The sequence below is a fragment of the Corynebacterium sp. H113 genome, assembly GCF_037572315.1.
In the GTDB taxonomy this organism is placed as follows: domain Bacteria; phylum Actinomycetota; class Actinomycetes; order Mycobacteriales; family Mycobacteriaceae; genus Corynebacterium.
On record NZ_JBBHKZ010000002.1, the window covers coordinates 657060 to 679054 of the forward strand.

At 56.5% G+C, this 21995-nt stretch carries 21 protein-coding genes; 18 read left to right on the forward strand and 3 right to left on the reverse strand.

Features of this window, described 5'->3' with window-relative positions; all coding sequences use genetic code 11:
- Window position 1 precedes the first annotated feature (1 nt).
- The 13 genes from WG938_RS04160 (at window position 2) to nucS (ending at window position 11506) form a co-directional block, all read left to right on the forward strand.
- A complete protein-coding gene (locus WG938_RS04160; RefSeq protein WP_339977855.1) occupies window positions 2–658 on the forward strand; it encodes an L-threonylcarbamoyladenylate synthase in 657 nt (218 codons plus the stop codon).
- A gap of 35 nt (window positions 659–693) precedes the next feature.
- Window positions 694–1878 carry an MraY family glycosyltransferase gene (locus WG938_RS04165; RefSeq protein WP_339977857.1) on the forward strand — a complete coding sequence of 395 codons (1185 nt, stop codon included), beginning with the start codon at window positions 694–696 and terminating at the stop codon, window positions 1876–1878.
- Window positions 1875–2348 (forward strand): hypothetical protein, encoded by a 474-nt coding sequence (locus WG938_RS04170; RefSeq protein WP_445228178.1) that lies wholly within the window; start codon window positions 1875–1877, stop codon window positions 2346–2348. Before WG938_RS04165 ends, WG938_RS04170 begins: the two co-directional genes overlap by 4 nt.
- A gap of 450 nt (window positions 2349–2798) precedes the next feature.
- A complete protein-coding gene (gene atpB, locus WG938_RS04175) occupies window positions 2799–3611 on the forward strand; it encodes a F0F1 ATP synthase subunit A (protein ID WP_339977859.1) in 813 nt (270 codons plus the stop codon).
- A gap of 130 nt (window positions 3612–3741) precedes the next feature.
- Window positions 3742–3993 (forward strand): ATP synthase F0 subunit C, encoded by a 252-nt coding sequence (locus WG938_RS04180; protein WP_339977861.1) that lies wholly within the window; start codon window positions 3742–3744, stop codon window positions 3991–3993.
- A 31-nt stretch (window positions 3994–4024) separates the two neighbouring features.
- Window positions 4025–4585 (forward strand): F0F1 ATP synthase subunit B, encoded by a 561-nt coding sequence (locus WG938_RS04185; RefSeq protein WP_339977863.1) that lies wholly within the window; start codon window positions 4025–4027, stop codon window positions 4583–4585.
- Window positions 4586–4590: 5 nt separating this feature from the next.
- Window positions 4591–5409 (forward strand): F0F1 ATP synthase subunit delta, encoded by an 819-nt coding sequence (locus tag WG938_RS04190; RefSeq protein WP_339977865.1) that lies wholly within the window; start codon window positions 4591–4593, stop codon window positions 5407–5409.
- Window positions 5410–5463: 54 nt separating this feature from the next.
- Window positions 5464–7107, forward strand: a complete 1644-nt coding sequence (atpA, locus tag WG938_RS04195) for a F0F1 ATP synthase subunit alpha (RefSeq protein ID WP_339977867.1) — start codon at window positions 5464–5466, stop codon at window positions 7105–7107.
- 52 nt (window positions 7108–7159) lie between these two features.
- Window positions 7160–8137: a F0F1 ATP synthase subunit gamma gene (locus WG938_RS04200; RefSeq protein ID WP_339977869.1), complete on the forward strand. Its 978-nt coding sequence runs from the start codon at window positions 7160–7162 to the stop codon at window positions 8135–8137.
- A gap of 2 nt (window positions 8138–8139) precedes the next feature.
- Window positions 8140–9579 carry a F0F1 ATP synthase subunit beta gene (gene atpD / locus WG938_RS04205; RefSeq protein WP_339977871.1) on the forward strand — a complete coding sequence of 480 codons (1440 nt, stop codon included), beginning with the start codon at window positions 8140–8142 and terminating at the stop codon, window positions 9577–9579.
- 12 nt (window positions 9580–9591) lie between these two features.
- Window positions 9592–9966, forward strand: coding sequence for a F0F1 ATP synthase subunit epsilon (locus WG938_RS04210; RefSeq protein ID WP_339977873.1), 375 nt, complete (start codon window positions 9592–9594; stop codon window positions 9964–9966).
- A 333-nt stretch (window positions 9967–10299) separates the two neighbouring features.
- The gene (locus WG938_RS04215; protein ID WP_339977875.1) at window positions 10300–10785 is read left to right on the forward strand and encodes a DUF2550 domain-containing protein; all 486 of its coding nucleotides are present in this window, start codon (window positions 10300–10302) and stop codon (window positions 10783–10785) included.
- Between the two features lie 28 nt (window positions 10786–10813).
- Window positions 10814–11506 (forward strand): endonuclease NucS, encoded by a 693-nt coding sequence (nucS, locus tag WG938_RS04220; RefSeq protein WP_339977877.1) that lies wholly within the window; start codon window positions 10814–10816, stop codon window positions 11504–11506.
- Between the two features lie 412 nt (window positions 11507–11918).
- On the opposite strand, the gene mce is transcribed toward nucS, so the two are convergent.
- Window positions 11919–12371 (reverse strand): methylmalonyl-CoA epimerase, encoded by a 453-nt coding sequence (gene mce, locus WG938_RS04230; protein ID WP_339977881.1) that lies wholly within the window; start codon window positions 12369–12371, stop codon window positions 11919–11921.
- An 84-nt stretch (window positions 12372–12455) separates the two neighbouring features.
- On the opposite strand from mce, the gene WG938_RS04235 reads away from it, so the two are divergent.
- Window positions 12456–12752: a thiamine-binding protein gene (locus tag WG938_RS04235; RefSeq protein ID WP_339977883.1), complete on the forward strand. Its 297-nt coding sequence runs from the start codon at window positions 12456–12458 to the stop codon at window positions 12750–12752.
- 69 nt (window positions 12753–12821) lie between these two features.
- Entirely contained in the window at window positions 12822–13901 is a 1080-nt protein-coding gene (locus WG938_RS04240) for a tetratricopeptide repeat protein (RefSeq protein ID WP_339977885.1), read from the forward strand.
- Window positions 13902–14038: 137 nt separating this feature from the next.
- On the opposite strand, the gene glgB is transcribed toward WG938_RS04240, so the two are convergent.
- Together glgB and WG938_RS04250 are read right to left on the reverse strand one after the other, a co-directional pair.
- A complete protein-coding gene (gene glgB, locus WG938_RS04245) occupies window positions 14039–16234 on the reverse strand; it encodes a 1,4-alpha-glucan branching protein GlgB (RefSeq protein WP_339977887.1) in 2196 nt (731 codons plus the stop codon).
- Between the two features lie 313 nt (window positions 16235–16547).
- Complete coding sequence (locus tag WG938_RS04250; protein WP_339977889.1) at window positions 16548–18578, reverse strand: alpha-1,4-glucan--maltose-1-phosphate maltosyltransferase; 2031 nt, start codon at window positions 18576–18578, stop codon at window positions 16548–16550.
- Window positions 18579–18734: 156 nt separating this feature from the next.
- On the opposite strand from WG938_RS04250, the gene WG938_RS04255 reads away from it, so the two are divergent.
- The 3 genes from WG938_RS04255 to WG938_RS04265 are packed head-to-tail and all read left to right on the forward strand — an operon-like array spanning window position 18735 to window position 21744.
- On the forward strand, window positions 18735–19583 hold the full coding sequence (locus WG938_RS04255; RefSeq protein WP_445228179.1) for an ABC transporter ATP-binding protein: 849 nt from the start codon (window positions 18735–18737) through the stop codon (window positions 19581–19583).
- 59 nt (window positions 19584–19642) lie between these two features.
- Window positions 19643–20491 (forward strand): NUDIX hydrolase, encoded by an 849-nt coding sequence (locus WG938_RS04260; RefSeq protein ID WP_339977891.1) that lies wholly within the window; start codon window positions 19643–19645, stop codon window positions 20489–20491.
- Window positions 20488–21744 (forward strand): class I SAM-dependent methyltransferase, encoded by a 1257-nt coding sequence (locus WG938_RS04265; RefSeq protein WP_339977893.1) that lies wholly within the window; start codon window positions 20488–20490, stop codon window positions 21742–21744. The genes WG938_RS04260 and WG938_RS04265 overlap by 4 nt, the downstream gene beginning before the upstream one ends.
- The last annotated feature ends 251 nt before the right edge of the window (window positions 21745–21995 follow it).

Consider the following 21995-nt stretch of genomic DNA (forward strand, 5'->3'; position numbering starts at 1 on the left):
GATGAGCATGGTGTATGACTGCACTACCGAAAAAGGCCTCGCACTTGGCCTTGATGCAGCGGTCAACGCGGTAGAGGCAGGCCGACTCGTTGTCTTGCCTACCGACACCGTTTACGGCCTCGGCTGCGACGCTTTCAATAATGAAGCTGTCGCATCCCTGCTTCGCGCGAAGCACCGTGGACCAGATATGCCGGTTCCTGTTCTCGTTGGCTCGTGGTCAACAGTTGACGGCTTGGTCCGCGAGCACACGGCTGCTGGTCGGGCGCTTGTCGAAGCCTTCTGGCCAGGGGGACTGTCCTTGGTCGTGAATCAGGCACCAAGCTTGCCGTGGAACCTCGGCGACACCCGTGGCACCGTCATGCTGCGCATGCCACTGCACCCAGTAGCAATTGAGCTGCTGCGTCGGACCGGGCCGATGGCCGTGTCCAGCGCAAATATTTCGGGCCAGGAACCAGCAACAAATGTCATTCGCGCCAAGCAGCAGTTGGGTAAAGAAGCGGCTGCCTACTTGGATGGTGGTAACGCAACTATCGGTAAGCCATCCACCATTGTTGATCTTTCTTCGGCCGAACCACGTATCCTCCGAGAAGGTGCCATCAGCGCTGAGCGTATTGGCGAAGTATTGGGTAAAGATCCAGAAGCGCTGCGCGGAAAGTAGAACGTAACCGTACTCCACACGTGAGATAAAGATATATGACATCCGCAGGACTCAGCCTCTTTGCCGCTCCCGTCAGCGGCGGTGCTGGTGTGCCAATTCGAGAATTGGCGATGCTGGTTCTTGTCTCGGCTGCGGTGTCGTATTTATTGACTGGGTTCGTCCGCTACGCCGTCGTCAAGTCTGGGCGCTTGGACATGCCACGTGCGCGCGATGTGCATGACATTCCGAAGCCACGGCTTGGGGGAGTGGCGATGTTCTCGGGAATCTTGGTCGCCATTTGGGTAGCTAGTGAACTGCCTGCGCTCACGCGTGGATTCCCTCCGATGACGCCCGACATGACCGCAATGGCAATCGCCGCCGCGATCTTGCTCATAGTCGGCATTCTTGACGACCTGTTCGATCTGAGTGCCCTGGTGAAACTGATAGGGCAGGTCGTTGCCGCCGTCGTGATGTCCACGATGGGAGTGACATGGTATCTGCTGTACATTCCGTTTGGTGGCGGAACCACGCTGATTCTCGACCCAGTATCGTCTACAGCCTTGACTGTGTTGTTTACAGTCGCGCTCATTAATGCTTTCAACTTTGTCGATGGCATTGATGGACTTGCTGCAGGACTCGGCATGATCGCTGCGGCATCAATCTTGATTTATTCAATGGTCATGTTGCATGACCAAGGTGGAACGGTCTCTGCCTACCCACCAGCGATGATTTCGGCGTGTCTACTTGGAGCTTGCGCAGGATTTCTGCCACACAACTTTGAACCAGCCCGCATCTTCATGGGCGATTCCGGTGCAATGCTCATTGGCTTGATGCTCGCGGGAGCATCGACTTCGGCTTCCGGCCGTATCTCCCCAACGATGTACGGCACTGCAGACTTTGTTGCTCTGATGTCGCCGATCGTCGTCGTCATTGCTGCAGTCAGCGTGCCAATGCTCGATCTACTCTTAGCTATTATTCGACGCACGCGTAGGGGGCAGTCACCGTTCTCGCCGGACAAAATGCACTTGCACCACAGATTGTTGGGCATGGGGCACAGCCACCGGCGCGTTGTCCTTGTGCTGTACATGTGGGTGTCCGTGGTGGCCTACGGAGCTGTCGGAACGACAGTCTTTCCGGCACCATTCGTCGCGATTACATTTGGTCTGATGCTGATCGCCGCAGTCATACTGACACTGCTGCCACAGTGGAAAACTCGTAAAAGGTATCATTTGCAACCGTGACTGATCACAACATCGCGAACAATGACGACAACGTGGGTGCCGCTTCCTCTGAAGAGCTATCCAAGTACGACGACGTACGGATTCCACTCCTTAGCGCTGCTCGTTCCGGTGCACTTGCACTCGTCGGATTGACCGTCCTATCCCTCCTGGTGTGGGGAGGAAAGGAAGGCATGCCTGGTGTGTGGGGCGTTCTGCTCGGTGCAGGCATTGGCGGTGGCTTCGTCTTGCTGACTGTCCTGTCAGTTCTCTTCACCGCAAAAACCAGCCCGACCACGACGGGTGCTGTAGTCATGGGTGGGTGGCTGCTGAAGATCGTCGTCCTCATCGGCATTCTTTTGCTCATCCGCGACCTTGAGTTCTACGACACAATGGCGTTCTTCATCACAGTTATCTTGGCGTTAATTGTGACTTTGGGCGCTGAAGTCTGGGGAATGGCTCAGTCAAATCTCACATATATCCAAGCTAAGTAGTGGTTTTCGCTTGACGACGACTTCGTCGTAAAGGTGGCAGCTACGTGCACAAGAGGTAAAAACGCGGGCAAAATTCGGAAAAATAGCTGAAAATTGCCCCCTTTAACGACGGCAAAACCCACGGGGCATGCCGTCGTTCTTTGCGTTTTCGGGGGTCAGAGCGTTGGGGGTGTGTCGGGTGGGGAAAACATAAAGATGCTGTTATCCTGAGTGATGGGTAAGACCGGCTTGTCTTTTTGTTGCTGCGTAAAGCGGGAACTGTCGGGCAAGACGAAGGCGGCTTTCGCGCAAGCGGGGTCACCTGGAGGTGTAAACCCCGTGAACGCCGCTCAGATGTGCGAATGGAATCCGCGGCGTGGCACGTTAAACGACGTCCTTCGCACCGCTTGATCTTAAGTTCTTGCGGCCCAATCACGGGAGAGAACGCTGAGCGTTACAACACTTGCCGAGATGAAGGGTGAGTTTCACTCACCTAACCTGACGGAGGAGTATTTCCCGGGTGAGCTGTACGGCTTCATTTTTGGTGGTTCGGGTACCTCGCCTCTTTTTGAAGGCTCCTGGTACGCAATGGATCGCCTGATGTTTGTTCGTCTGCTCATGGCCGTGATCGTCGCCGTGTTCTTCGTTGTCGCCATGAGGCGTCCGAAGCTCGTGCCGACGGGTCTGCAGAACGTCGCGGAATTGATGTTGGACTTCGTCCGTATCAATGTCGCAGAAGAGATCCTGGGAAAGAAGGAAGGTCGTCGGTTCCTTCCGGTTCTGGCAACTATCTTCTTCCTCGTAATCTCGATGAACATTGCGGCTATCATTCCTGGCCTCAATATTTCTCCAAACGCACGAATCGGTATGCCACTGGTTCTGGCTCTGTTTGCTTACATTGCTTTCATTTACGCGGGCGCGAAGAAGTACGGCTTCTTCAAGTTCGTTAAGTCGGCAGTGGTTATTCCAAACTTGCCTCCGGTACTGCACCTGATTGTTGTGCCAATCGAGATTTTCTCAACCTTCGTTCTGCGCCCGGCCACACTGACCATCCGTTTGATGGCCAACATGCTGGCCGGTCACATGGTTCTAGTTCTTCTGTTCGGTGCCACGAACTTCTTCTTCTGGCAGATGAATGGCTGGACGGCCCTATCCGGGTTGACCCTCATTGCTTCGATTCTGTTTACGCTGTTCGAGCTGCTGGTTATCTTCCTGCAGGCGTACATCTTCTCTCTGCTGAGCGCTGTGTACATCGAGCTGTCGTTGCATGCTGACGAGCACTAGCACGGTTTGAAACCGACATCGGTTCCTGACCTTCTAACTAAATACGCAAGACCCACTTGACCCAACGCCCCGGGTACTAACTCAAAATGACAATCAACCCGGGACTCCTTACGAAAGGGAACGGTTCATAATGAACGACGTCATCCTCTCCGCCCAGGACGCAGCTGCTGCAGTTGACACCAACGCTGGCCTGAAGACCATCGGCTACGGCCTGTCCACCCTGGGCCCAGGCCTGGGTATCGGCATTGTTGCTGGTAAGACCGTTGAGGGTATGGCACGTCAGCCTGAGATGGCTGGCCAGCTGCGTACCACCATGTTCCTGGGTATCGCCTTCACCGAAGCTCTGGCACTTATCGGCCTCGTTGCAGGCTTCGTATTCTAAGTCCGGACCTCAAGCGGAGAACACGTAAACCATGACCAATTTCATTTACCTGGCAGCAGGGGATCTTCCGATGACGGAATCGATCAACCCACTGGTGCCAAAGACTTATGACATTGTCTGGTCCGTTGTCCCGCTGGTTATCATCTTGGTTCTTTTCTGGAAGCTTGTTCTTCCTAAGTTCCAAGAGGTCCTGACTGAGCGGGAGGACCGGATTGAGGGCGGCATTGAACGCGCTGAGGCTGCACAGGCTGAAGCGAAGGCTGCCCTTGAGAAGTACAACAGCCAGCTCGCAGAGGCCCGAACTGAAGCAGCAAAGATTCGTGACGAAGCCCGTACTCAGGGTCAGCGCATCATTGCAGAAGCTACATCGAAGGCTAATGACGAGAGCGCCCGAATCATCGAGTCCGGTGAAAAGCAGCTTGCAGCCCAGCGTGAGCAGGTAGTTGCAGAACTGCGCAAGGAAATGGGACAGAACTCGATCAACCTTGCTGAGCGTCTGCTCGGCCAGGAACTGTCTAGCGAGGTTAAGACCTCCTCGACGATCGACAACTTCCTTAACAACCTTGACACCGTGGCCCCGACCGGAAAGTAGGCGACATGCACGCAGCTAGCCGCGAATCACTGGCGTCGCTAAGCGCCGGACTGGACTCCGCCATTGGCGGACGTGCAGTTTCCGTAGCTACAGCAGCGCAGACCGGTTCCGAGCTTTTCGACGTCGTCGAGGTCCTCGACTCCGACCGCGGCCTGCGTGTCGCTGTCGCCGATGCCTCGGCGACGGCGGAACAGCGTTCTGGCATTGTCCAGAAGCTGTTCGCGGGCAAGGTATCGGAATCGACCTTGAAGGTCGTTACTGATGCAGCCACGCAGGTATGGTCTACCCCTCGCGAAATGCGGGATGGCCTAGTGGAGCTGGGACGTCGTTCCTTGCTTCGCTCTGCAGAAGGTCAGGGACAGCTCGAGACTGTAGAAAACGAGCTGTTCCAGCTTGGAAACATCCTGGCCGAGCAGCCGCAGCTGGAACAGCTGTTGGCTGACAAGGCCGCCACCCCAGAAGCCAAGCGTGGGCTCCTCGCTTCGGTGCTGTACGGCAAGGTCACCTCGGTGACTGAAGCTCTGGCACTGCAGGCAGTAGGTCGCCCAACCAAGCGCCCCGCGGACGACATCGACTCCCTGTCCCGGCTAGCCGCCGGCCTGCGGAACCGCGTCGTCGCCCGCGTGACCAGTGCAACCGCTATTTCTGCTTTGCAGCAGCATGCGCTGGCGGACAAGCTTTCTCGCATCTACGGGAAGGATGTGTCCATTCACACCGTGATCGACAAGTCGATTATTGGTGGACTGGTCATCCGGGTCGGCGACGAGGTCATCGACGGCAGCATCTCCAAGAAGTTGGAAAAGATGCGCGTCGGCCTCGGCTGACGGATGGTTTGAGAAGTAAAAACTGGAAGAGAATTTACTGAGAGCAGGAAGAACATGGCGGAGCTGACGATCTCCTCCGATGAGATCCGTAGCGCGATTGCGAACTACACCTCGAGCTACTCCCCGGAGGCCTCCCGTGAGGAGGTCGGCGTAGTCATCAGCGCAGCTGATGGTATCGCCCAGGTTTCGGGAATGCCATCGGTTATGACCAACGAGCTTCTCGAGTTCCCAGGTGGCGTCATTGGCGTCGCACAGAACCTCGACACCGACAAGGTCGGCGTTGTTGTTTTGGGTAACTTCGAGTCGCTGGCTGAGGGCGACGAGGTCAAGCGGACGGGCGATGTCCTGTCCATTCCGGTTGGGGATAAGTTCCTCGGCCGCGTTATCAACCCACTGGGCCAGCCGATTGATGGCCTGGGCGACATTGAGGCTGAAGAGGACCGCGTCCTCGAGCTGCAGGCACCTTCCGTGCTTCAGCGTCAGCCTGTCGAAGAGCCAATGGCAACCGGTATTAAGGCCATTGACGCAATGACTCCAATCGGCCGTGGTCAGCGTCAGCTGATCATTGGTGACCGTAAGACCGGTAAGACTGCGGTTTGTATTGACACCATCCTGAACCAGAAGGCTAACTGGGCAACTGGCGACCCAAAGAAGCAGGTACGCTGCATCTACGTCGCTATTGGCCAGAAGGGCTCGACCATTGCTGGTGTGCGCAAGACCCTCGAAGAGCAGGGCGCACTTGAGTACACCACCATCGTTGCAGCTCCAGCATCTGACGCTGCAGGCTTCAAGTGGCTCGCACCATTCACCGGTGCAGCACTCGGCCAGCACTGGATGTACCAGGGCAAGCATGTCCTGGTTATTTACGATGATCTGACCAAGCAGGCAGAGGCATACCGTGCCATCTCGCTGCTGCTGCGTCGCCCACCAGGCCGCGAGGCTTACCCAGGTGACGTTTTCTACCTCCACTCCCGTCTGCTCGAGCGTGCTGCAAAGCTGTCCGACGACATGGGTGCAGGTTCCCTCACGGCACTGCCAATTATTGAAACCAAGGCGAACGACGTCTCCGCGTTCATTCCTACCAACGTAATTTCGATTACCGACGGTCAGGTATTCCTGGAGTCCGACCTGTTCAACCAGGGCGTCCGTCCGGCTATTAACGTCGGTGTTTCGGTTTCCCGTGTTGGTGGCGCTGCTCAGACCAAGGGTATGAAGAAGGTCTCCGGTAACCTCCGTCTTGACCTGGCTTCTTACCGTGACCTCGAGGCATTCGCGATGTTCGCATCCGACCTGGATGACGCTTCCAAGCGTCAGCTGGAGCGCGGTCAGCGTCTCGTCGAGCTGCTGAAGCAGGCTGAGAACAAGCCACAGGCAACCGAGTACCAGATGGTCTCGATCTTCCTGGCAGGCGAGGGCGAATTCGACGATGTTCCTGTAGAGGACGTACGTCGCTTCGAAGCTGAATTGATGGAAAACCTGCAGCAGAACCAGGGCGCAGTATTCGAGCAGATCGATGGTGGCGCGGCACTGACCGACGACTCCAAGTCTGCACTGAAGAATGCAACTGCTGAGTTCAAGAAGACCTTCCAGACTTCTGAAGGCGGCCCTATCGCGAAGGAAGCTCCGGCTCACCCAATCGCTGATAAGGACGTCAAGAAGGAGCAGATCACGGTCTCGCGCAAGACTGCCAAGAAGTAGGCAGGGCGTGTTTCAAATGACCGTAATCGCAACAGAAGGGAGGCGTTAGGACATGGCGAATCTTCGCGAACTTCGAGCCCGAATCAAGTCGGTGAACTCGACCAAGAAGATTACCAAGGCCCAGGAACTCATCGCGACGTCGCGCATTACGAAGGCTCAGCGTCGGGTAGCTGATTCCCAGCCATACGCTGATGAAATCGAGCGAGTTATTGCTCGGTTGGCATCTGCATCCTCGCTGGATCACCCGATGTTGAACGAGCGAGAAGGCCATCAGCGTTCGGCTGTTCTCGTAGTAACCTCCGACCGCGGTATGTGTGGCGGTTACAACCACAACGTCCTCAAGAAGGCCGCTGAATTGCGCGCCAATCTTGAAGAAAAGGGACACGAGGTTGTTACCTACGTCACCGGCCGCAAGGGCATCGATTACTACGACTTCCGCGAAATGCCACTAGCTGGCACGTGGGAGGGCTTCTCGCAGGACCCTGACTACGCATTGACCCACGACGTTCGTCGTCATCTCATCGATGGCTTCAACGCATCGTCGGAAGGCGAGGCAAAGTACCGTGAGGGACTTCGCGTTGCTGAGGGTGAAGGCATTCAGGGCTTCGATCAAGTACACGTGGTTTACACCGAGTTCGTGTCCATGCTGAAGCAGATCCCACGGGCGCATAAGATGCTCCCAATCCAGCCAGTCTACGAAGACGAAGAGCTGGATCTCAGTGGCGATATGCTTTCGAACACGGGCGAGCTGGTAGCAGACTACGAGTTCGAGCCGGATGCAGACACCTTGTTGGCAGAACTTTTGCCACAGTATGTATCCAAGAGCCTGTTCGCAGTAATGCTGGAGGCAGCGGCTTCTGAGTCCGCTGCACGACGCAACGCTATGAAGTCTGCAACTGACAACGCAACGGAACTGGTCAAAGACCTGTCTCGTGTGGCCAACCAGGCACGTCAGGCACAGATTACCCAGGAAATCACAGAAATCGTCGGTGGCGCCGGTGCGCTCGACGACAGCGGAGAAAGTGACTAGATATGAGCACAGCTCTTAAAGAGCAGAACACCACCACGGCTGTGGGCCGTGTTGTGCGTGTCATCGGTGCCGTCGTCGACGTGGAGTTCCCGCGTAACGAACTGCCGGCACTGTACAACGCGTTGACCGTGGAAGTTACCCTTCCATCGGTTGCGAAGACCATCGTTCTCGAGACGGCACAGCACTTGGGCGACAACATGATTCGCACCATTGCTATGGCTCCAACCGACGGCCTCGTCCGTGGTGTTGAGGTCAAGGACACTGGCAAGCCAATTTCGGTTCCTGTCGGTGATGTCGTTAAGGGCCACGTCTTCAACGCATTGGGCGATTGCCTCGACCAGCCAGGTCTTGGCCGCGATGGCGAGCAGTGGGGCATCCACCGCGAGCCACCTGCTTTCGACCAGCTCGAAGGTAAGACCGAGATCCTGGAGACGGGTATTAAGGTCATCGACTTGCTGACCCCATACGTTAAGGGTGGCAAGATTGGTCTGTTCGGTGGTGCTGGTGTTGGCAAGACCGTTCTGATTCAGGAAATGATTACCCGTATTGCGCGTGAGTTCTCCGGTACGTCGGTATTTGCCGGCGTTGGTGAGCGTACTCGTGAGGGCACCGACCTCTTCCTCGAAATGGAAGAGATGGGCGTTCTTCAGGACACCGCGCTTGTGTTCGGCCAGATGGACGAGCCACCGGGAGTTCGTATGCGTGTGGCTCTGTCCGGCCTGACCATGGCGGAGTACTTCCGCGATGTTCAGCACCAGGACGTGCTGCTCTTCATCGACAACATCTTCCGTTTCACCCAGGCCGGTTCTGAGGTTTCGACCCTGCTGGGTCGTATGCCATCGGCAGTGGGTTACCAGCCAACCCTGGCTGACGAAATGGGTGTTCTCCAGGAGCGCATTACCTCTACCAAGGGTAAGTCGATTACCTCGCTGCAGGCCGTTTACGTCCCTGCTGACGACTACACCGACCCAGCTCCTGCAACGACGTTCGCGCACTTGGATGCAACGACCGAGCTCGACCGTGGTATCGCTTCGAAGGGTATTTACCCAGCAGTGAACCCACTGACCTCGACCTCTCGTATCCTTGAGCCTTCCATCGTTGGTGAGGAACACTACCGTGTTGCTCAGCAGGTCATTAACATCCTGCAGAAGAACAAGGAACTCCAGGACATCATCGCCATCCTCGGTATGGACGAGCTGTCTGAAGAGGACAAGATCACCGTTCAGCGTGCACGTCGTATCCAGCGCTTCCTGGGTCAGAACTTCTTCGTTGCTGAAAAGTTCACCGGCCTGAAGGGCTCCTACGTGCCACTGAAGGACACCATCGTGGCGTTCGACCGCATCTGCAAGGGTGACTTCGATAACTACCCAGAAATGGCCTTCGACGGCTTGGGTGGTCTCGACGATGTCGAGAAGAAGTACGCCGAGATGCAGAAGAAGTAAGGGGCAAACCTCATGGCTGAAATCACCGCCGAATTGGTCGCTGTCGAGCGCAAGCTCTGGGAGGGCAAGGCTACTCTCGTTAGTGCTGTGACCACCGAGGGTGAGATCGGCGTGCTGCCCGGTCACCAGCCTTTCCTTGGCCAGCTGGTCAAGGATGGCACGGTAACCATCAAGACAGCAGAGGGCGAGAATCTCGTCGCTGCTGTCGAGGGTGGATTCATCTCGGTTTCGACTGAGAAGATCTCCATCCTGGCTGACTCAGCAACGTGGGCTACTGAAGTCGACGTTGCTGATGCTGAGGCCGAGCTTGCTTCCGAAGATGAAGCAGCAAAGGCTCGAGCTCAGGGTCAGTTGCGCGCTGCAAAGCGTGCATCGGGCGCTGCGTAGGCCCGCCGGTCGCACGACCGAACCTCTTCCTGCCTTGTAAAGAAGGAGGGAGGGGGAGCGGTCGGTCAGAATTACCTTTTTCGGGGTTCTGTCCGACGTACTCCTCCTCCCTCCTTTTTGTATTCTCTTGACCTGACTCGCCGTGTGCGTAGCGCTCGCCACTGACCTGTTCAACTGGCAACTGATGGCTCAGTCACCGATATGGGGATCGTCGTTAAGCCCTAGTTTCCGAGGGCATTCATTTCAGCTAGAGTATCTAGAAAGCCTTTGGTGCCAACCCCATTTATTTGTGGCTCAGTGGTACCAAGACCTGACCCTGATTGTGAGGCGTGCATGGACGGAATCTCCGTGTTTGTAGTGACCGTTGGGGTCTTGTGTGCCACCGGAGCTGGTTTGTCGCTTTGGCGCTGGGCGAGCCTGCGTTCGAAGGGCACGCAGGTCATTATGCGGCCACTTCCTGCAGGGGATGGCCATGCGTGGCGTCATGGAGTCATGATGTATTCGGACTCGCTCCTGAATATGTATAAGCTTCGTTCGCTGCGTCCAGGCGCTGATGTGCGCTTTTCCCGTCGTGACATTGAGATTGTCTCTCGTAGGCAGCCCTCAGTTGTCGAGGCGGGTTTTTTCGATCCTGGACTAGCGGTAATTGGCATTACGTCGCAGTCTCAGGGTGAATGGGAACTTGCCTTAGATTCCTCGGGCGATACTGCGTTCGTGGCGTGGGTAGAGTCCTCGCCATCGGCTCGCCAAACCCGTTCCTTGCCGACGAACATCGAGCAGGGTTTTCGCGCATCGCGCCAGCGGGGTCAGCGCTTCTAGCAAACACTGCTCATTATAAGGTGGGGGAATGCGCTTAGTCATTGCTCGTTGCACCGTTGATTACGTAGGCCGCCTCACCGCCCACTTGCCTGAGGCACTCCGGCTCTTGCTGGTTAAGTCTGACGGTTCCGTATCCGTACATGCCGACGACCGCGCCTATAAGCCACTGAACTGGATGACTCCGCCGTGCACTCTCCGAGAAGAGCCAATTCTCGATGAGTCGGGCGAGGAAACCGGTGAGCAACTGTGGATTGTGGAAAACAAGAAGGGCGAGCAGCTCCGTATCACCATTTCTGAGGTTCTTGCTGACGACGAACATGAACTCGGCACTGACCCTGGCCTAGAAAAGGACGGGGTGGAAACGCATCTCCAAGAACTTCTCGCTGAGCATTTCGATACATTCGGTGATGGCTACCAACTGATTCGTCGTGAGTACCCGACGGCGATTGGCCCCGTAGACCTGTTGGGCCGGGATGCAGATGGCGCGACCGTAGCTATCGAGGTTAAGCGCCGCGGTGGCATTGACGGGGTTGAACAATTGACCCGATACCTGGATATGTTGAATCGCGACGAGCTGCTCGCGCCAGTTACAGGAATTTTTGCAGCTCAGGAAATCAAGCCGCAGGCACGAACGCTTGCTGAGGACCGTGGCATCCGGTGTGTAGTCGTCGATTATGACGAATTGCGAGGCGTGGAGTCTAACGAGTTGAGGTTGTTCTAAGTGCCACGTCGAAATAGGCGGTCGTCGGGAAGCAAGAAGCGAGACGGAAGCAAAGGTGGCTCGGCCCCGCGCCCACTGCCGTCGTTTGGCAGTTCCTTTCAATCCACCCGGACTGAGGCGGGTCCGGGGCGCCTGTCAAACGAAGATTTTCATGTGCGGAACATCTCGTCAGGACAGGCGACGAAGTGGTATCGCTGTCCGGGGTGCGATCAGGAAATTCCGCCGGGTGTGGCTCATGTTGTGGCATGGCCGGTTGAGTACGGTGGGCGTGCCGACGATCGCCGCCACTGGCACACGAATTGCTGGGGCAAACGTGCGCATCGCGGTATAACGCGACGCTGGAGTTAAAGGGACACGAAAAAGCTCCCGGGTAGGAATTACTACCGGGGAGCTTTGCGGTATCTAGCGGTGATTACTTGGCTGGCTCGACGAGCTCAAGGAGAACGCCACCGGCATCCTTAGGGTGGATGAAGTTGATGCGGGAGTTCGCGGTGCCGCGCTTTGGTTCTGGGTACAAAACGCGAGTGCCCTGTTCCTTCAAGTGAGCCATCAGAGCGTCGAGGTCCGTGACGCGAACAGCGTACTGCTGGATGCCAGGACCTTTCTTGTCGATGTACTTCGCAATCGTCGACTCTTCGTTCAACGGTGCGAGAATCTGAACCAGGGTGCCACCTTCGACCTTGTCGGCTGGGCCGAGCATTGCCTCGTGAACGCCCTGCTCTTCGTTAGTCTCGTCGTGGTAGTTGACGAAACCGAGATTTGCGCGGTACCACTCGACCGCAGCGTCGAAGTCTGGAACTGCAATGCCGACGTGGTCGACAGCTACAACGTACTTGTGTGGGACTGGGATGTTGTTATCGCTCATACCTACCAGTTTAGGCACATTTGCCTGTGCGTGCGCTGGGGGTCCACGCGTCATGAATCCGGCGGTATCGCTACCATCGAGACCATGATTGTTGCTTTCTCTGTAGCACCCGCGCATTCAGATCCTGATGCCGGAATGGCGGACGCCGTAGCGGAAGCCGTTCGGATAGTTCGGGAGTCTGGGCTTCCCAACGAAACTAACGCGATGTTCACTCTTGTGGAGGGGGAGTGGGACGAGGTCATGGACGTCGTCAAGCGTGCAACTGAAGCGGTTGCTGCCATATCTCCGCGGACGTCGCTCGTATTGAAGGCTGATATTCGCCCAGGATATTCAGGTCAGCTTTCGGCAAAAATAGAGTCCATTGAGAAGCGGTTGGGCTAGTAGCCACTTCCATCAGCGTGACGACGATTAGTCGGCGCACACCATAGACATTGAACGGAAAAGGGACGTATGACGCGCGCACACGGTCATTCTCACTCGCACGGACATGGGCATAGCCACAGTAATGGGCATTCACATGGACACTCGCACGATGGACATCGTGAGTGTGCAACGCCTCCTCCGCCACCTGGCACCGTTGATTTAGCTGAGCTTCAGCGTAAGGCGGAGTTGGAGGCGCGTCGTAAAGAGGAGCTGGAGAAGCAGCTCGGTGACCAAGGTGAGGGTTTGCCTCCTATCGTGGAAGTGATTCCGCAGAACCTCGAAGCTGAAGTTGTGGTTCGGTCGGAGCAAATTCCGGTCATTGTGCTGATTGGTGGTGCGGGTGCACCGGAGTCGGTTCGGTTGCGCTCAGAGCTGGAAGATATGGCTCGTGATGCGAAGTTGAACTGGATTCTCGCGTGGGTCGATGCCGATACACAGCCAGCGGTCGCGCAAGCATTTGGTGTGCAGGCATTGCCAACAGTGACTGCAGTGGCGATGGGCAGCCCGATTGGCATGTTCGTTGGCGAGAAGACCCGAGATTGGCTGGACCAGTGGATTGCTCAGGTCATGGAGGCAACTACGGGACGATTGAAAGGTCTTCCTGCGGGTACCCGCATGGCCGGGGACATCGAAGCAGAAGGCTCCGGTTCCGGTGAGCCAACTGATGCGTGGGGCAATCCAGTACCAACGGATGATCCCCGGTTGGACATTGCCGAAGAGAAGCTCAACGAGGGGGACTTTGAAGGAGCCCTCGATGTATACGACGAGATTCTGAAGTCCGAGCCAGCAAACCACCTGTTGAAGATGGCGCGCACGAATGTTGCTTTCCTGGCGCGTGCACAGAAGATTGATCGCAGTAGCGACCCCATCGCGCGGTCTAATGCTGACCCGAAGAACGTGTCGCTTGCTTTGGATGCCGCAGATGTAGAGATGCTCGTGGGTGATCCGCGACAGGCTCTGGAGCGTCTCTTGACACTCTTGCCACTGGTTTTCGGCGACGAGAAGAAGGCTGTTCAGGAACGTCTCGTCGACATGCTGCAACTGTTCGATCCCGCTGATCCAGTAGCACTCGATGCGCGGCGCCGAATGGCAAGCGCACTGTTTTAGATGAGACTACGCCGAGGCTCCGGATGAAAGCGGGTGGGCGACACATCCAGCTGAATATCAGCTCAATGTGTCGCCCACCCGTTTTATTTAACAGGGCATTCGCAGCCAGCCCGCACTAATGCGGGAGGCCTACAAAACTAGCCTTCAAACTTGAACACGACAGCGGTCTGCGCCGGCAAAACCATTTCGATGGATTGGTCGAGGCCGTTCCAACTCTGTGGCTCGGTCTGCTTCACACCGTTCAGTCCGTAACCTGAACCTTCGTAGCGCTCGTGGTTGGTATTGAGAACCTCAGCCCACGTACCGGGCATTGGCAAGCCAATGCGGTAGGACTCTTGCGTAGCGCCAGACAGGTTCAGAACAACTGCGATTGCCGAGCCATCAACACCGTAGCGAACGAAGGACAAAACGCTGTTCTGTGAGTCATCTGCGTTGATCCAGCGGAAGCCTTCTGGGCGGTCATCCTGCGAGTAGAGGGCAGGGTTTTCGCGGTACAGCGAGTTGAGATCCTTCACCAGCAACTGAATGCCACGGTGGAACTCGCCAGCCCAGCCCTCGAGGTTGTCCCAAGCAACGGATTCGTCGTGATTCCATTCGCGGTTCTGTCCGATGTCTTGGCCCTGGAAAAGCAGCATCTTGCCAGGGTGGGTCCATTGGAAGCTGAGCAGAGTACGCAGACCAGCAGCCTTATTCCAGTCATCGCCTGGAATTCGCTCCCACAGGGAACCCTTGCCGTGAACAACCTCGTCGTGGCTGAATGGCAGAATGAACTTCTCAGAGTAGGCGTAGACCATCGCGAACGTGAGGTCATGGTGGTGGTACGAGCGGTGGATTGGATCCTTTGCGAAGTACTCAAGGGTGTCGTTCATCCAGCCCATGTTCCACTTCATGGAGAAGCCCAGGCCACCGTGCTCGGTTGGAGTAGTCACTCCTGGCCACGACGTGGACTCCTCGGCGATAGTGAGGAAGCCAGGGAAGTACTTGTGAACGGTCGCATTGGTTTCCTGGAGGAACTGCATCGCGTCAAGATTCTCACGACCGCCGTACTGGTTAGGCAACCATTCGCCGTCGTTACGTGAGTAGTCCAGATACAGCATCGATGCCACCGCGTCTACGCGAAGGCCGTCGATGTGGAACTCGTCGGCCAAGTAGAGCGCGTTGGCATACAGGAAGTTACGGACCTCGTTACGGCCGAAGTCGAAGACATATGTGCCCCAGTCCTTCTGCTCGCCACGGCGCCAGTCTGGATGCTCGTAGCATGCAGTGCCGTCGAAGCGGGCAAGAGCCCAGTCATCCTTAGGGAAGTGGCCCGGGACCCAGTCCATAATGACGCCGATGCCGGCTTCATGGAATGCGTCGACAAGTGCGCGGAACTGGTCTGGAGAACCGAAGCGGCTCGTCGGTGCATAGTACGAGGTGACCTGGTAGCCCCAGGAACCTGAGAATGGGTGCTCGGACACCGGCATGAACTCGACGTGGGTGTATCCCATGTCTACGACGTAGCGCACCAGCTGCTCAGCCATAACCTCGTAGGTCAGTCCTTGCTTCCACGAGCCAAGGTGAACCTCGTAAATGCTCATTGGCTGAGCATTCCAGTCAACGTTCTTGCGGTTCTCGATCCATTCGCTGTCCTTCCACTCGTACTGGGACGTCGCGACGATCGAACCCGTTGCAGGTGGCAGCTCCGTAGCAAATGCCATTGGGTCGGCCTTATCGCGACGGTGGCCTTCCGGAGTGGTGATGGCGAACTTATACACGTCACCTTCGCCGACTTCAGGGATAAAGACTTCCCACACGCCTGCGCCACCCATGGAACGCATGGGGTACTGTGCGCCGTTCCAGCCACAGAAATCTCCCACCACTGCGACGCCACGAGCGTTGGGTGCCCACACTGTAAATGAGGTGCCCTCGACAGCTCCGAGGTCAGTGTCGTAAGTCTGAACATGCGCACCCAGGACTTCCCACAATCGCTCATGACGGCCCTCACCAATCAGGTGCAAGTCGCCTTCCTGGATCGTAGGAAGGAACCGGTAGCCATCGGCACGCTCGACAGTTTCACCGGTGCTCCACGTAATACGAAGGCGGTAATCGAAGTCATCGCCACCAGGGATCAGCGCCGCGAAAATAGCATCACCGAGGTGCTCCGCCTTGAAGTCACCGCGAGTGGTTGCAACTACGACTTCCTTCGCTCCGAACACCCGAGCGCGAACGACTGTGTCGCCCTCGATGACGTGTGCACCGAAGTACTGGTGTGGATCGTGGTGGCTGCAATTATGCAGTCGTTCCATGTCACCAGTTGGGATGGTCAGGCGCGGATCAGAAGGGGCGCTCATAGTGGTCCTTCCAGAGAATTATCGAACAAATTCGTAGGTTGTGTTTCTATTCCAGAGTAGGCGCGTTTTAACGTTTGCGCTGTCCTGGGGAGAACTAGGGGGAACAAATACAAGCCGTTTTGGTGAACTCTTGGTGGCTTGTTCATTGACCACCCAGACCAATAGGTACGGGTGATTCACATGGTGATCGATGTGGTCGTAGACGAAAAAAGGGCTAGTTCCATGCATAGCAAAGAACTAGCCCTTCACGCTGTGGAGCTCTAGCGGTTCGTCATTAAGCGGAACCTAGAGCGCGCTGTAGACCGTGGGGTGTTTAGCCCTCGTAAACAGGGACATCGCGCCATGCCAGCTTGCGGCGCAGGCCTTCTGGAAGGTCAGGCAGCTGAATGATGTGAGCAACGTTTGACCAAGGCTCGAGGCGAACGAAGTTGTCGGCGCCCCAGTTGAACTGCTGGTCAGTGATGAGGTCGCGGACATCCATGCGATCTGCCTCAGCGTGGCCGACCTTCTCCATGTCGATGTGCAGCATGCCTTCCTGAGCGTTCCAAGGATCGAGGTTGATGACAACCAAAACGCAATTGCCCGTCAATGCATCGAACTTGGAGTAAGCCAGGAGGTTATCGTTGCCGATCTCGTGGAAGTGGATGTTGCGCAGCTGCTGCAGAGCAGGATTGTCGCGACGGATCTGGTTCAGCAAGGTGATGAATGGCTCCAAGGAGTCGCCTCGCTGCAGCGCAGATTCATAGTCGCGGGAACGCAGCTGGTACTTCTCGCTGTCCAGGTACTCTTCGGAGCCCTCGGCAACTGGAACGTTCTCGAATAGCTCGTAACCGGAGTACATGCCCCACAGTGGAGCCATCGTCGATGCCAGGGCAGCACGAATAGCGAACGCACCACGGCCGCCCTTCTGCAGGAACTCGTGCAGAATGTCTGGGGTGTTAACCCACAGCGATGGGCGCGCGATGTCAGAGTGGCGCTGAATTTCCTCGCCGAACTCAGTCAACTCTTCCTTGGTGGTCTTCCATGGGAAGTAGATGTAGGACTGCGTGAAGCCAGCCTTCGCCAGGCCGTAGAGTCGAGCTGGAGCAGTGAATGCCTCAGCCAAGAAGATGACTTCTGGGTTCGTCTTGTGAATCTCTTCGATCAGCCATTCCCAGAAGTTGCCTGGCTTGGTGTGTGGGTTGTCCACGCGGAAGACCTTGACACCGAGCTTGATCCAGTGCTTAACAACGCGCAGAACCTCTGCGTAGAGTCCCTTTGGATCGTTGTCGAAGTTCAGTGGGTAGATGTCCTGGTACTTCTTTGGTGGGTTTTCCGCGTACGCGATGGTGCCGTCTGGGAGGACGGTGAACCACTCTGGGTGCTTCGCTGCCCAAGGGTGGTCAGGTGCGCACTGCAGGGCCAGGTCGAGAGCGACTTCCAGGTCACGTTCCTTGGCTGCCTTAACGAAAGCCTTGAAATCCTTTTCGTCGCCGAGCTCAGGATGGATGGCATCGTGGCCACCTTCAGCAGAGCCGATTGCCCATGGCGAACCAACATCGGTTGGCTCTGGGGTCAGGGTGTTGTTGCGACCCTTTCGGTTAACTTCACCGACTGGGTGGATTGGTGGCAAGTAGACGACGTCGAAGCCCATGCGCTTTGCACGATCCAGCTGTGGGATTGCGGAGGCGAAGGTGCCGTGCTTCAGTTGGCCATTTTCGTCGTAGCCACCGTTGGAGCGAGGGAAGAATTCGTACCACGAAGCAAACAACGCTTCACGACGGTCGACCTTAATCTTGCGAGTCTTGCCACGGGTAAGTAGCTCGCGAAGGGGATGGAGTTCGAGGATTGCGCGAGTCTCGTCAGAGAGAGCTGGGGCGACGCGTGCACGGAGATCACCCTCAGCACGAAGGGAGGTTGCGCAGTCACGGAGGTGTCCGCGGTACTTCGCGGCAGCGCCGGCAGCAGCGCGCTCGAACAGAGCGGCGCCGATCTCCATATCGTTGGCAAGTTCTTCTTCTGACTGGCCAGCTTCGATCTTCTTGGTGACAGCGTTACGCCACGTTGCCATTGGGTCAGACCAAGCATCAACACGAATGGTCCACAGGCCTGGGCAGTCCGGTACGAACGTGGAGTTAACCTGGTTCGGGTCACCGTCGCTAAAGCGCATTGGCAGGCGCTGGCTGCGGGATGCGGAAGGGGACTCCTTCGGGCCCTTGACATTGAGTGTCGCGTTCAACGCGTCGTGTCCCTCACGCCAAACGACGGAGAACACAGGAACGACCTCTCCGACCACCGCCTTGGAGGGAGTTGCTCCGCCATCAACTTGAGGGCGAGTATCTTCGATGCCAAGCCGGCCTGTCATATCGAAATTCTCCTTACCGAGACAAAAGGTTGCTCCTTAAACAGTAGTTGAGTTCTCTAGGTTTCACAGGACTAGATTGCGTGGCACGCCAGCTGTTTCAAATAACGCGGTCGTGGTAACTCCACAAACGACGCCATTTGGGGCACGATAGAAGACGTGGCTGCGACAGATGCGTTTGATGATGAGTACAACGAAGACCTTTTGCTGGACTTTCACGGTGTTTCCCTCGTCCGAGGTGGCAACACTCTGATCGGTCCACTCGACTGGCAAGTGGAGTTGGACGAGCGGTGGGTCATTCTCGGCCCCAACGGTGCAGGTAAGACGTCTCTGTTGCGCGTCGCAGCAGCGGAGGAATATCCATCAACAGGTACTGCGTTCGTGATGGGCGAGCAGCTGGGCCGTACTGACATGCGTGATCTGCGCACGATGATCGGTCTCACTTCTTCGGCGTTGGCGCACCGTATCCCTGCCGATGAGAAAGTCGCAGACCTTGTTATTTCCGCGTCGTACTCTGTTCTCGGTCGCTGGCGGGAGACGTACGAAGAGATGGACTTCGAGCAGGCCTCCGAGATTCTAAACCGAATGGGGGCAGCGCACCTCGCGGATCGACGCTGGGGAACGTTGTCAGAGGGCGAGCGCAAGCGAGTGTTGATTTCCCGCGCGTTGATGGTGAATCCCGAACTTTTGCTTCTCGACGAACCTGGCGCCGGCCTTGACCTCGGCGGGCGTGAAGATCTCGTTGGTTACCTAGGCGAATTGGCTCTTGACCCGGATGCGCCTGCGATGGTCATGATCACTCACCACGTTGAGGAGATCCCTTTCGGGTTCACGCACGCGATGTTGCTCGATGACGGTGGTGTTGTCGCGCAGGGTCTCATTGAAGATGTCATTACCTCAAAGAACCTGACCGATGCGTTCCATCAGCCCATCTCGGTCGTCAGCATTGATGGTCGCTACTTTGCTCGACGGGCACGAAACGTCGGCATGCACCGGTCGAGCCATTAGCTCAGGCTGTTACACCCATTCGCAGGAAAAACTCGATACTTCAGGATTAAATGGTGGTCATGAGCGTACAAACTTCTGGTTCAGCGAAGACACCGGCTACACCACGACTCGCGTCGACTGTGTTGTTGCTGCGAGATTCGCTATTTGGGCTCGAGGTGTATGTGCAGGAACGCGTCTCGACGATGCGTTTTGCTGCCAACATGACTGTCTACCCAGGTGGCGGTGTTGATTCTCGCGACTTCCCTGGAGACATCGATGGTGACGGGCATGACAGCCCAGAGCTGGAATGGAGTGGGTACTCGCCAGAATGGTGGGCGGAGCGTTTGAACGTGACTCCTGCTACCGCCCGTGCGCTTGTGTGTGCGGCGGTTCGTGAGACGTTCGAGGAGACCGGCACGCTTCTTGCTAGTGACACCGAGGGCAACATCGTGACGGATTCGTCGAAGTATCACGAACAGCGAAAAGCTCTTGAATCTCATGAGCTGTCCTTTTCGGACTTCATGGCAGCTGAAGGCTTAGCGGTGCGCGCGGACTTGCTGCGCCCGTGGGCCAACTGGGTAACCCCTCCGAAAAACCCAGTTCGTTACGACACGTTCTTCTTTTTGGCCGCGCAGCCGGAAGGTCAGATCGCCGATGGCGATACCTCGGAGGCGTCATCGACAGGCTGGTTCCGTCCGGTGACGTTGCTTGATGGTTGGCGTGCCGAGAAGATTTCATTGATGCCACCAACGTGGGCGCAGCTGAAGCGCCTCCTGGAGTTCGAGACGGTTACGGATGTGCTCGATGCGTCGGCGAATTTGCACGTGGCGCGTACCCAGAGCGACTTTTTTGGCCACCCATTCATGGATGAGTACTTCGCGGTCGCGACACACATGGGCCATCTCCGTAAGGAAGTTCGGGGCCTGTGAGCCTAGCTGTATCCGACGTTCGCGAACTCGTTTCGCATCCTGAATATCTTGAGCGTGCCAGTGAGCTTTCGCTTGACGACGGTTCGCTATTGGCCGACCTAGCCATCTTGAAGACGGAATGTGGTGAGGTTTCCCGTGCTGTTGTCGAAGTCGTCAAGGCTCGACGCAGTGTTGCAGGAAAGTTGCCTCAGTGGTGGGTTCACCACGCTTTGTTGAGCTCGGATGCCGCCCAACAATCCACTCCTTACGCTGTTGCTTGGCTTCGTGCGCAGCGATTGGCGGGGCACTTTGGTGGTGGACCTGCAGAGCTCAACGCGGTTGGCGTTCATGATGTGACGTGTTCGATCGGCACGGAAGTTGCAGCGCTAATGGAGGCTGGACTCGATGTCGTCGGATCAGATCTCGACGAAGCTCGTGTGCTGATGGCCCGACACAACGTGCCGGGCGCTACCTTCGCAGTTGCCGATGCCTTGCAGCCAATGGCCATGCCCGAGTCACTTGTTGGTGAAGACAAACGCATCATTGTTGCGGATCCTGCGCGCCGGGCAAGTGGTCGTCGAATAGCGAAACCTGAAGATCTATTGCCTCCGCTGCCAGACTTGGTATCTGCCTGGGATGGACACGACATGGCCATCAAGTGTGCGCCAGGCTTGGACTTCTCAGAGTGGGACGGAGAAGTAGCAGTCACCTCTGTGGACGGCGGAGTAAAAGAGGCATGCTTGTACACGCCAAGGTTAGCTCTCGACGGGTTAACTGGCGGGCGGGCGAGACGGTCGGCATGGATATTGAAGGATGTTTCAGCTGATGGAGTTGCTGTTTCCATTACCCGTTATGACGACACCATGGATGACGACTGCGGAAGTGGCGCTGCCGGGCGATTCATTATTGATCCCGATGGGGCAGTAGTCCGCGCTGGTTTGGTTCGCCATTTTGCGACGAAGCACGGGTTGTGGCAATTGGATGAGCGCATCGCGCACGTTACTGGCGATGCGTTGCCTGCAGGAGTTTCCGGTTTCGAAGTACTTGAACAAGTGAGTCTCAAACAGGTTCGCAAGGCACTGGCTGCGCGTGGTTGCACATCAGTCGAGATTCTGGTCCGTGGCGTTGATGTCAACCCGGATGTTTTACGCAAGCAATGGAAGTTGAAATCAAAGGGTTCGTCCCGAAACAGTCAATCTTCATTAGCTGTTGTGATTACACGAATAGGTAAGACTGCCACGGCCTTCATCTGTGACTCTCGCCAGTGGGGGTAGACCGATTACACGCGGTAGCTAGAGTGCGGGGGTTTTGTTTGATGACGGTCGTCGTAAAGTAAAAACGTAGTTGACCAGGCAAAAGGCCACAATGTTGCCCTGGTGGGGTCATGTGTTGAAGAAATTGTCGAAAAGATAACCAAATTCTTGGGTAATTCCTGCAATCCCGAGTACTAACTTTGTTATCTTCGACACAGAGCGCGTGAAATTGCGTGCTTCCTCACTTTGTAAATCTTCATTAACATAGGTGA

Bases quoted from the DNA above. Each gene is read 5' to 3' on its own strand.
- WG938_RS04165 (WP_339977857.1), top strand. From the start codon at position 694: ATGACATCCGCAGGACTCAGCCTCTTTGCCGCTCCCGTCAGCGGCGGT.
- WG938_RS04180 (WP_339977861.1), top strand. From the start codon at position 3,742: ATGAACGACGTCATCCTCTCCGCCCAGGACGCAGCTGCTGCAGTTGAC.
- atpB (WP_339977859.1), top strand. From the start codon at position 2,799: ATGAAGGGTGAGTTTCACTCACCTAACCTGACGGAGGAGTATTTCCCG.
- WG938_RS04235 (WP_339977883.1), top strand. From the start codon at position 12,456: ATGATTGTTGCTTTCTCTGTAGCACCCGCGCATTCAGATCCTGATGCC.
- mce (WP_339977881.1), bottom strand. From the start codon at position 12,371: ATGAGCGATAACAACATCCCAGTCCCACACAAGTACGTTGTAGCTGTC.
- WG938_RS04240 (WP_339977885.1), top strand. From the start codon at position 12,822: ATGACGCGCGCACACGGTCATTCTCACTCGCACGGACATGGGCATAGC.
- WG938_RS04260 (WP_339977891.1), top strand. From the start codon at position 19,643: ATGAGCGTACAAACTTCTGGTTCAGCGAAGACACCGGCTACACCACGA.
- WG938_RS04190 (WP_339977865.1), top strand. From the start codon at position 4,591: ATGCACGCAGCTAGCCGCGAATCACTGGCGTCGCTAAGCGCCGGACTG.
- atpD (WP_339977871.1), top strand. From the start codon at position 8,140: ATGAGCACAGCTCTTAAAGAGCAGAACACCACCACGGCTGTGGGCCGT.
- nucS (WP_339977877.1), top strand. From the start codon at position 10,814: ATGCGCTTAGTCATTGCTCGTTGCACCGTTGATTACGTAGGCCGCCTC.
- atpA (WP_339977867.1), top strand. From the start codon at position 5,464: ATGGCGGAGCTGACGATCTCCTCCGATGAGATCCGTAGCGCGATTGCG.
- WG938_RS04210 (WP_339977873.1), top strand. From the start codon at position 9,592: ATGGCTGAAATCACCGCCGAATTGGTCGCTGTCGAGCGCAAGCTCTGG.
- WG938_RS04250 (WP_339977889.1), bottom strand. From the start codon at position 18,578: ATGACAGGCCGGCTTGGCATCGAAGATACTCGCCCTCAAGTTGATGGC.
- glgB (WP_339977887.1), bottom strand. From the start codon at position 16,234: ATGAGCGCCCCTTCTGATCCGCGCCTGACCATCCCAACTGGTGACATG.
- WG938_RS04200 (WP_339977869.1), top strand. From the start codon at position 7,160: ATGGCGAATCTTCGCGAACTTCGAGCCCGAATCAAGTCGGTGAACTCG.
- WG938_RS04215 (WP_339977875.1), top strand. From the start codon at position 10,300: ATGGACGGAATCTCCGTGTTTGTAGTGACCGTTGGGGTCTTGTGTGCC.
- WG938_RS04185 (WP_339977863.1), top strand. From the start codon at position 4,025: ATGACCAATTTCATTTACCTGGCAGCAGGGGATCTTCCGATGACGGAA.
- WG938_RS04160 (WP_339977855.1), top strand. From the start codon at position 2: ATGAGCATGGTGTATGACTGCACTACCGAAAAAGGCCTCGCACTTGGC.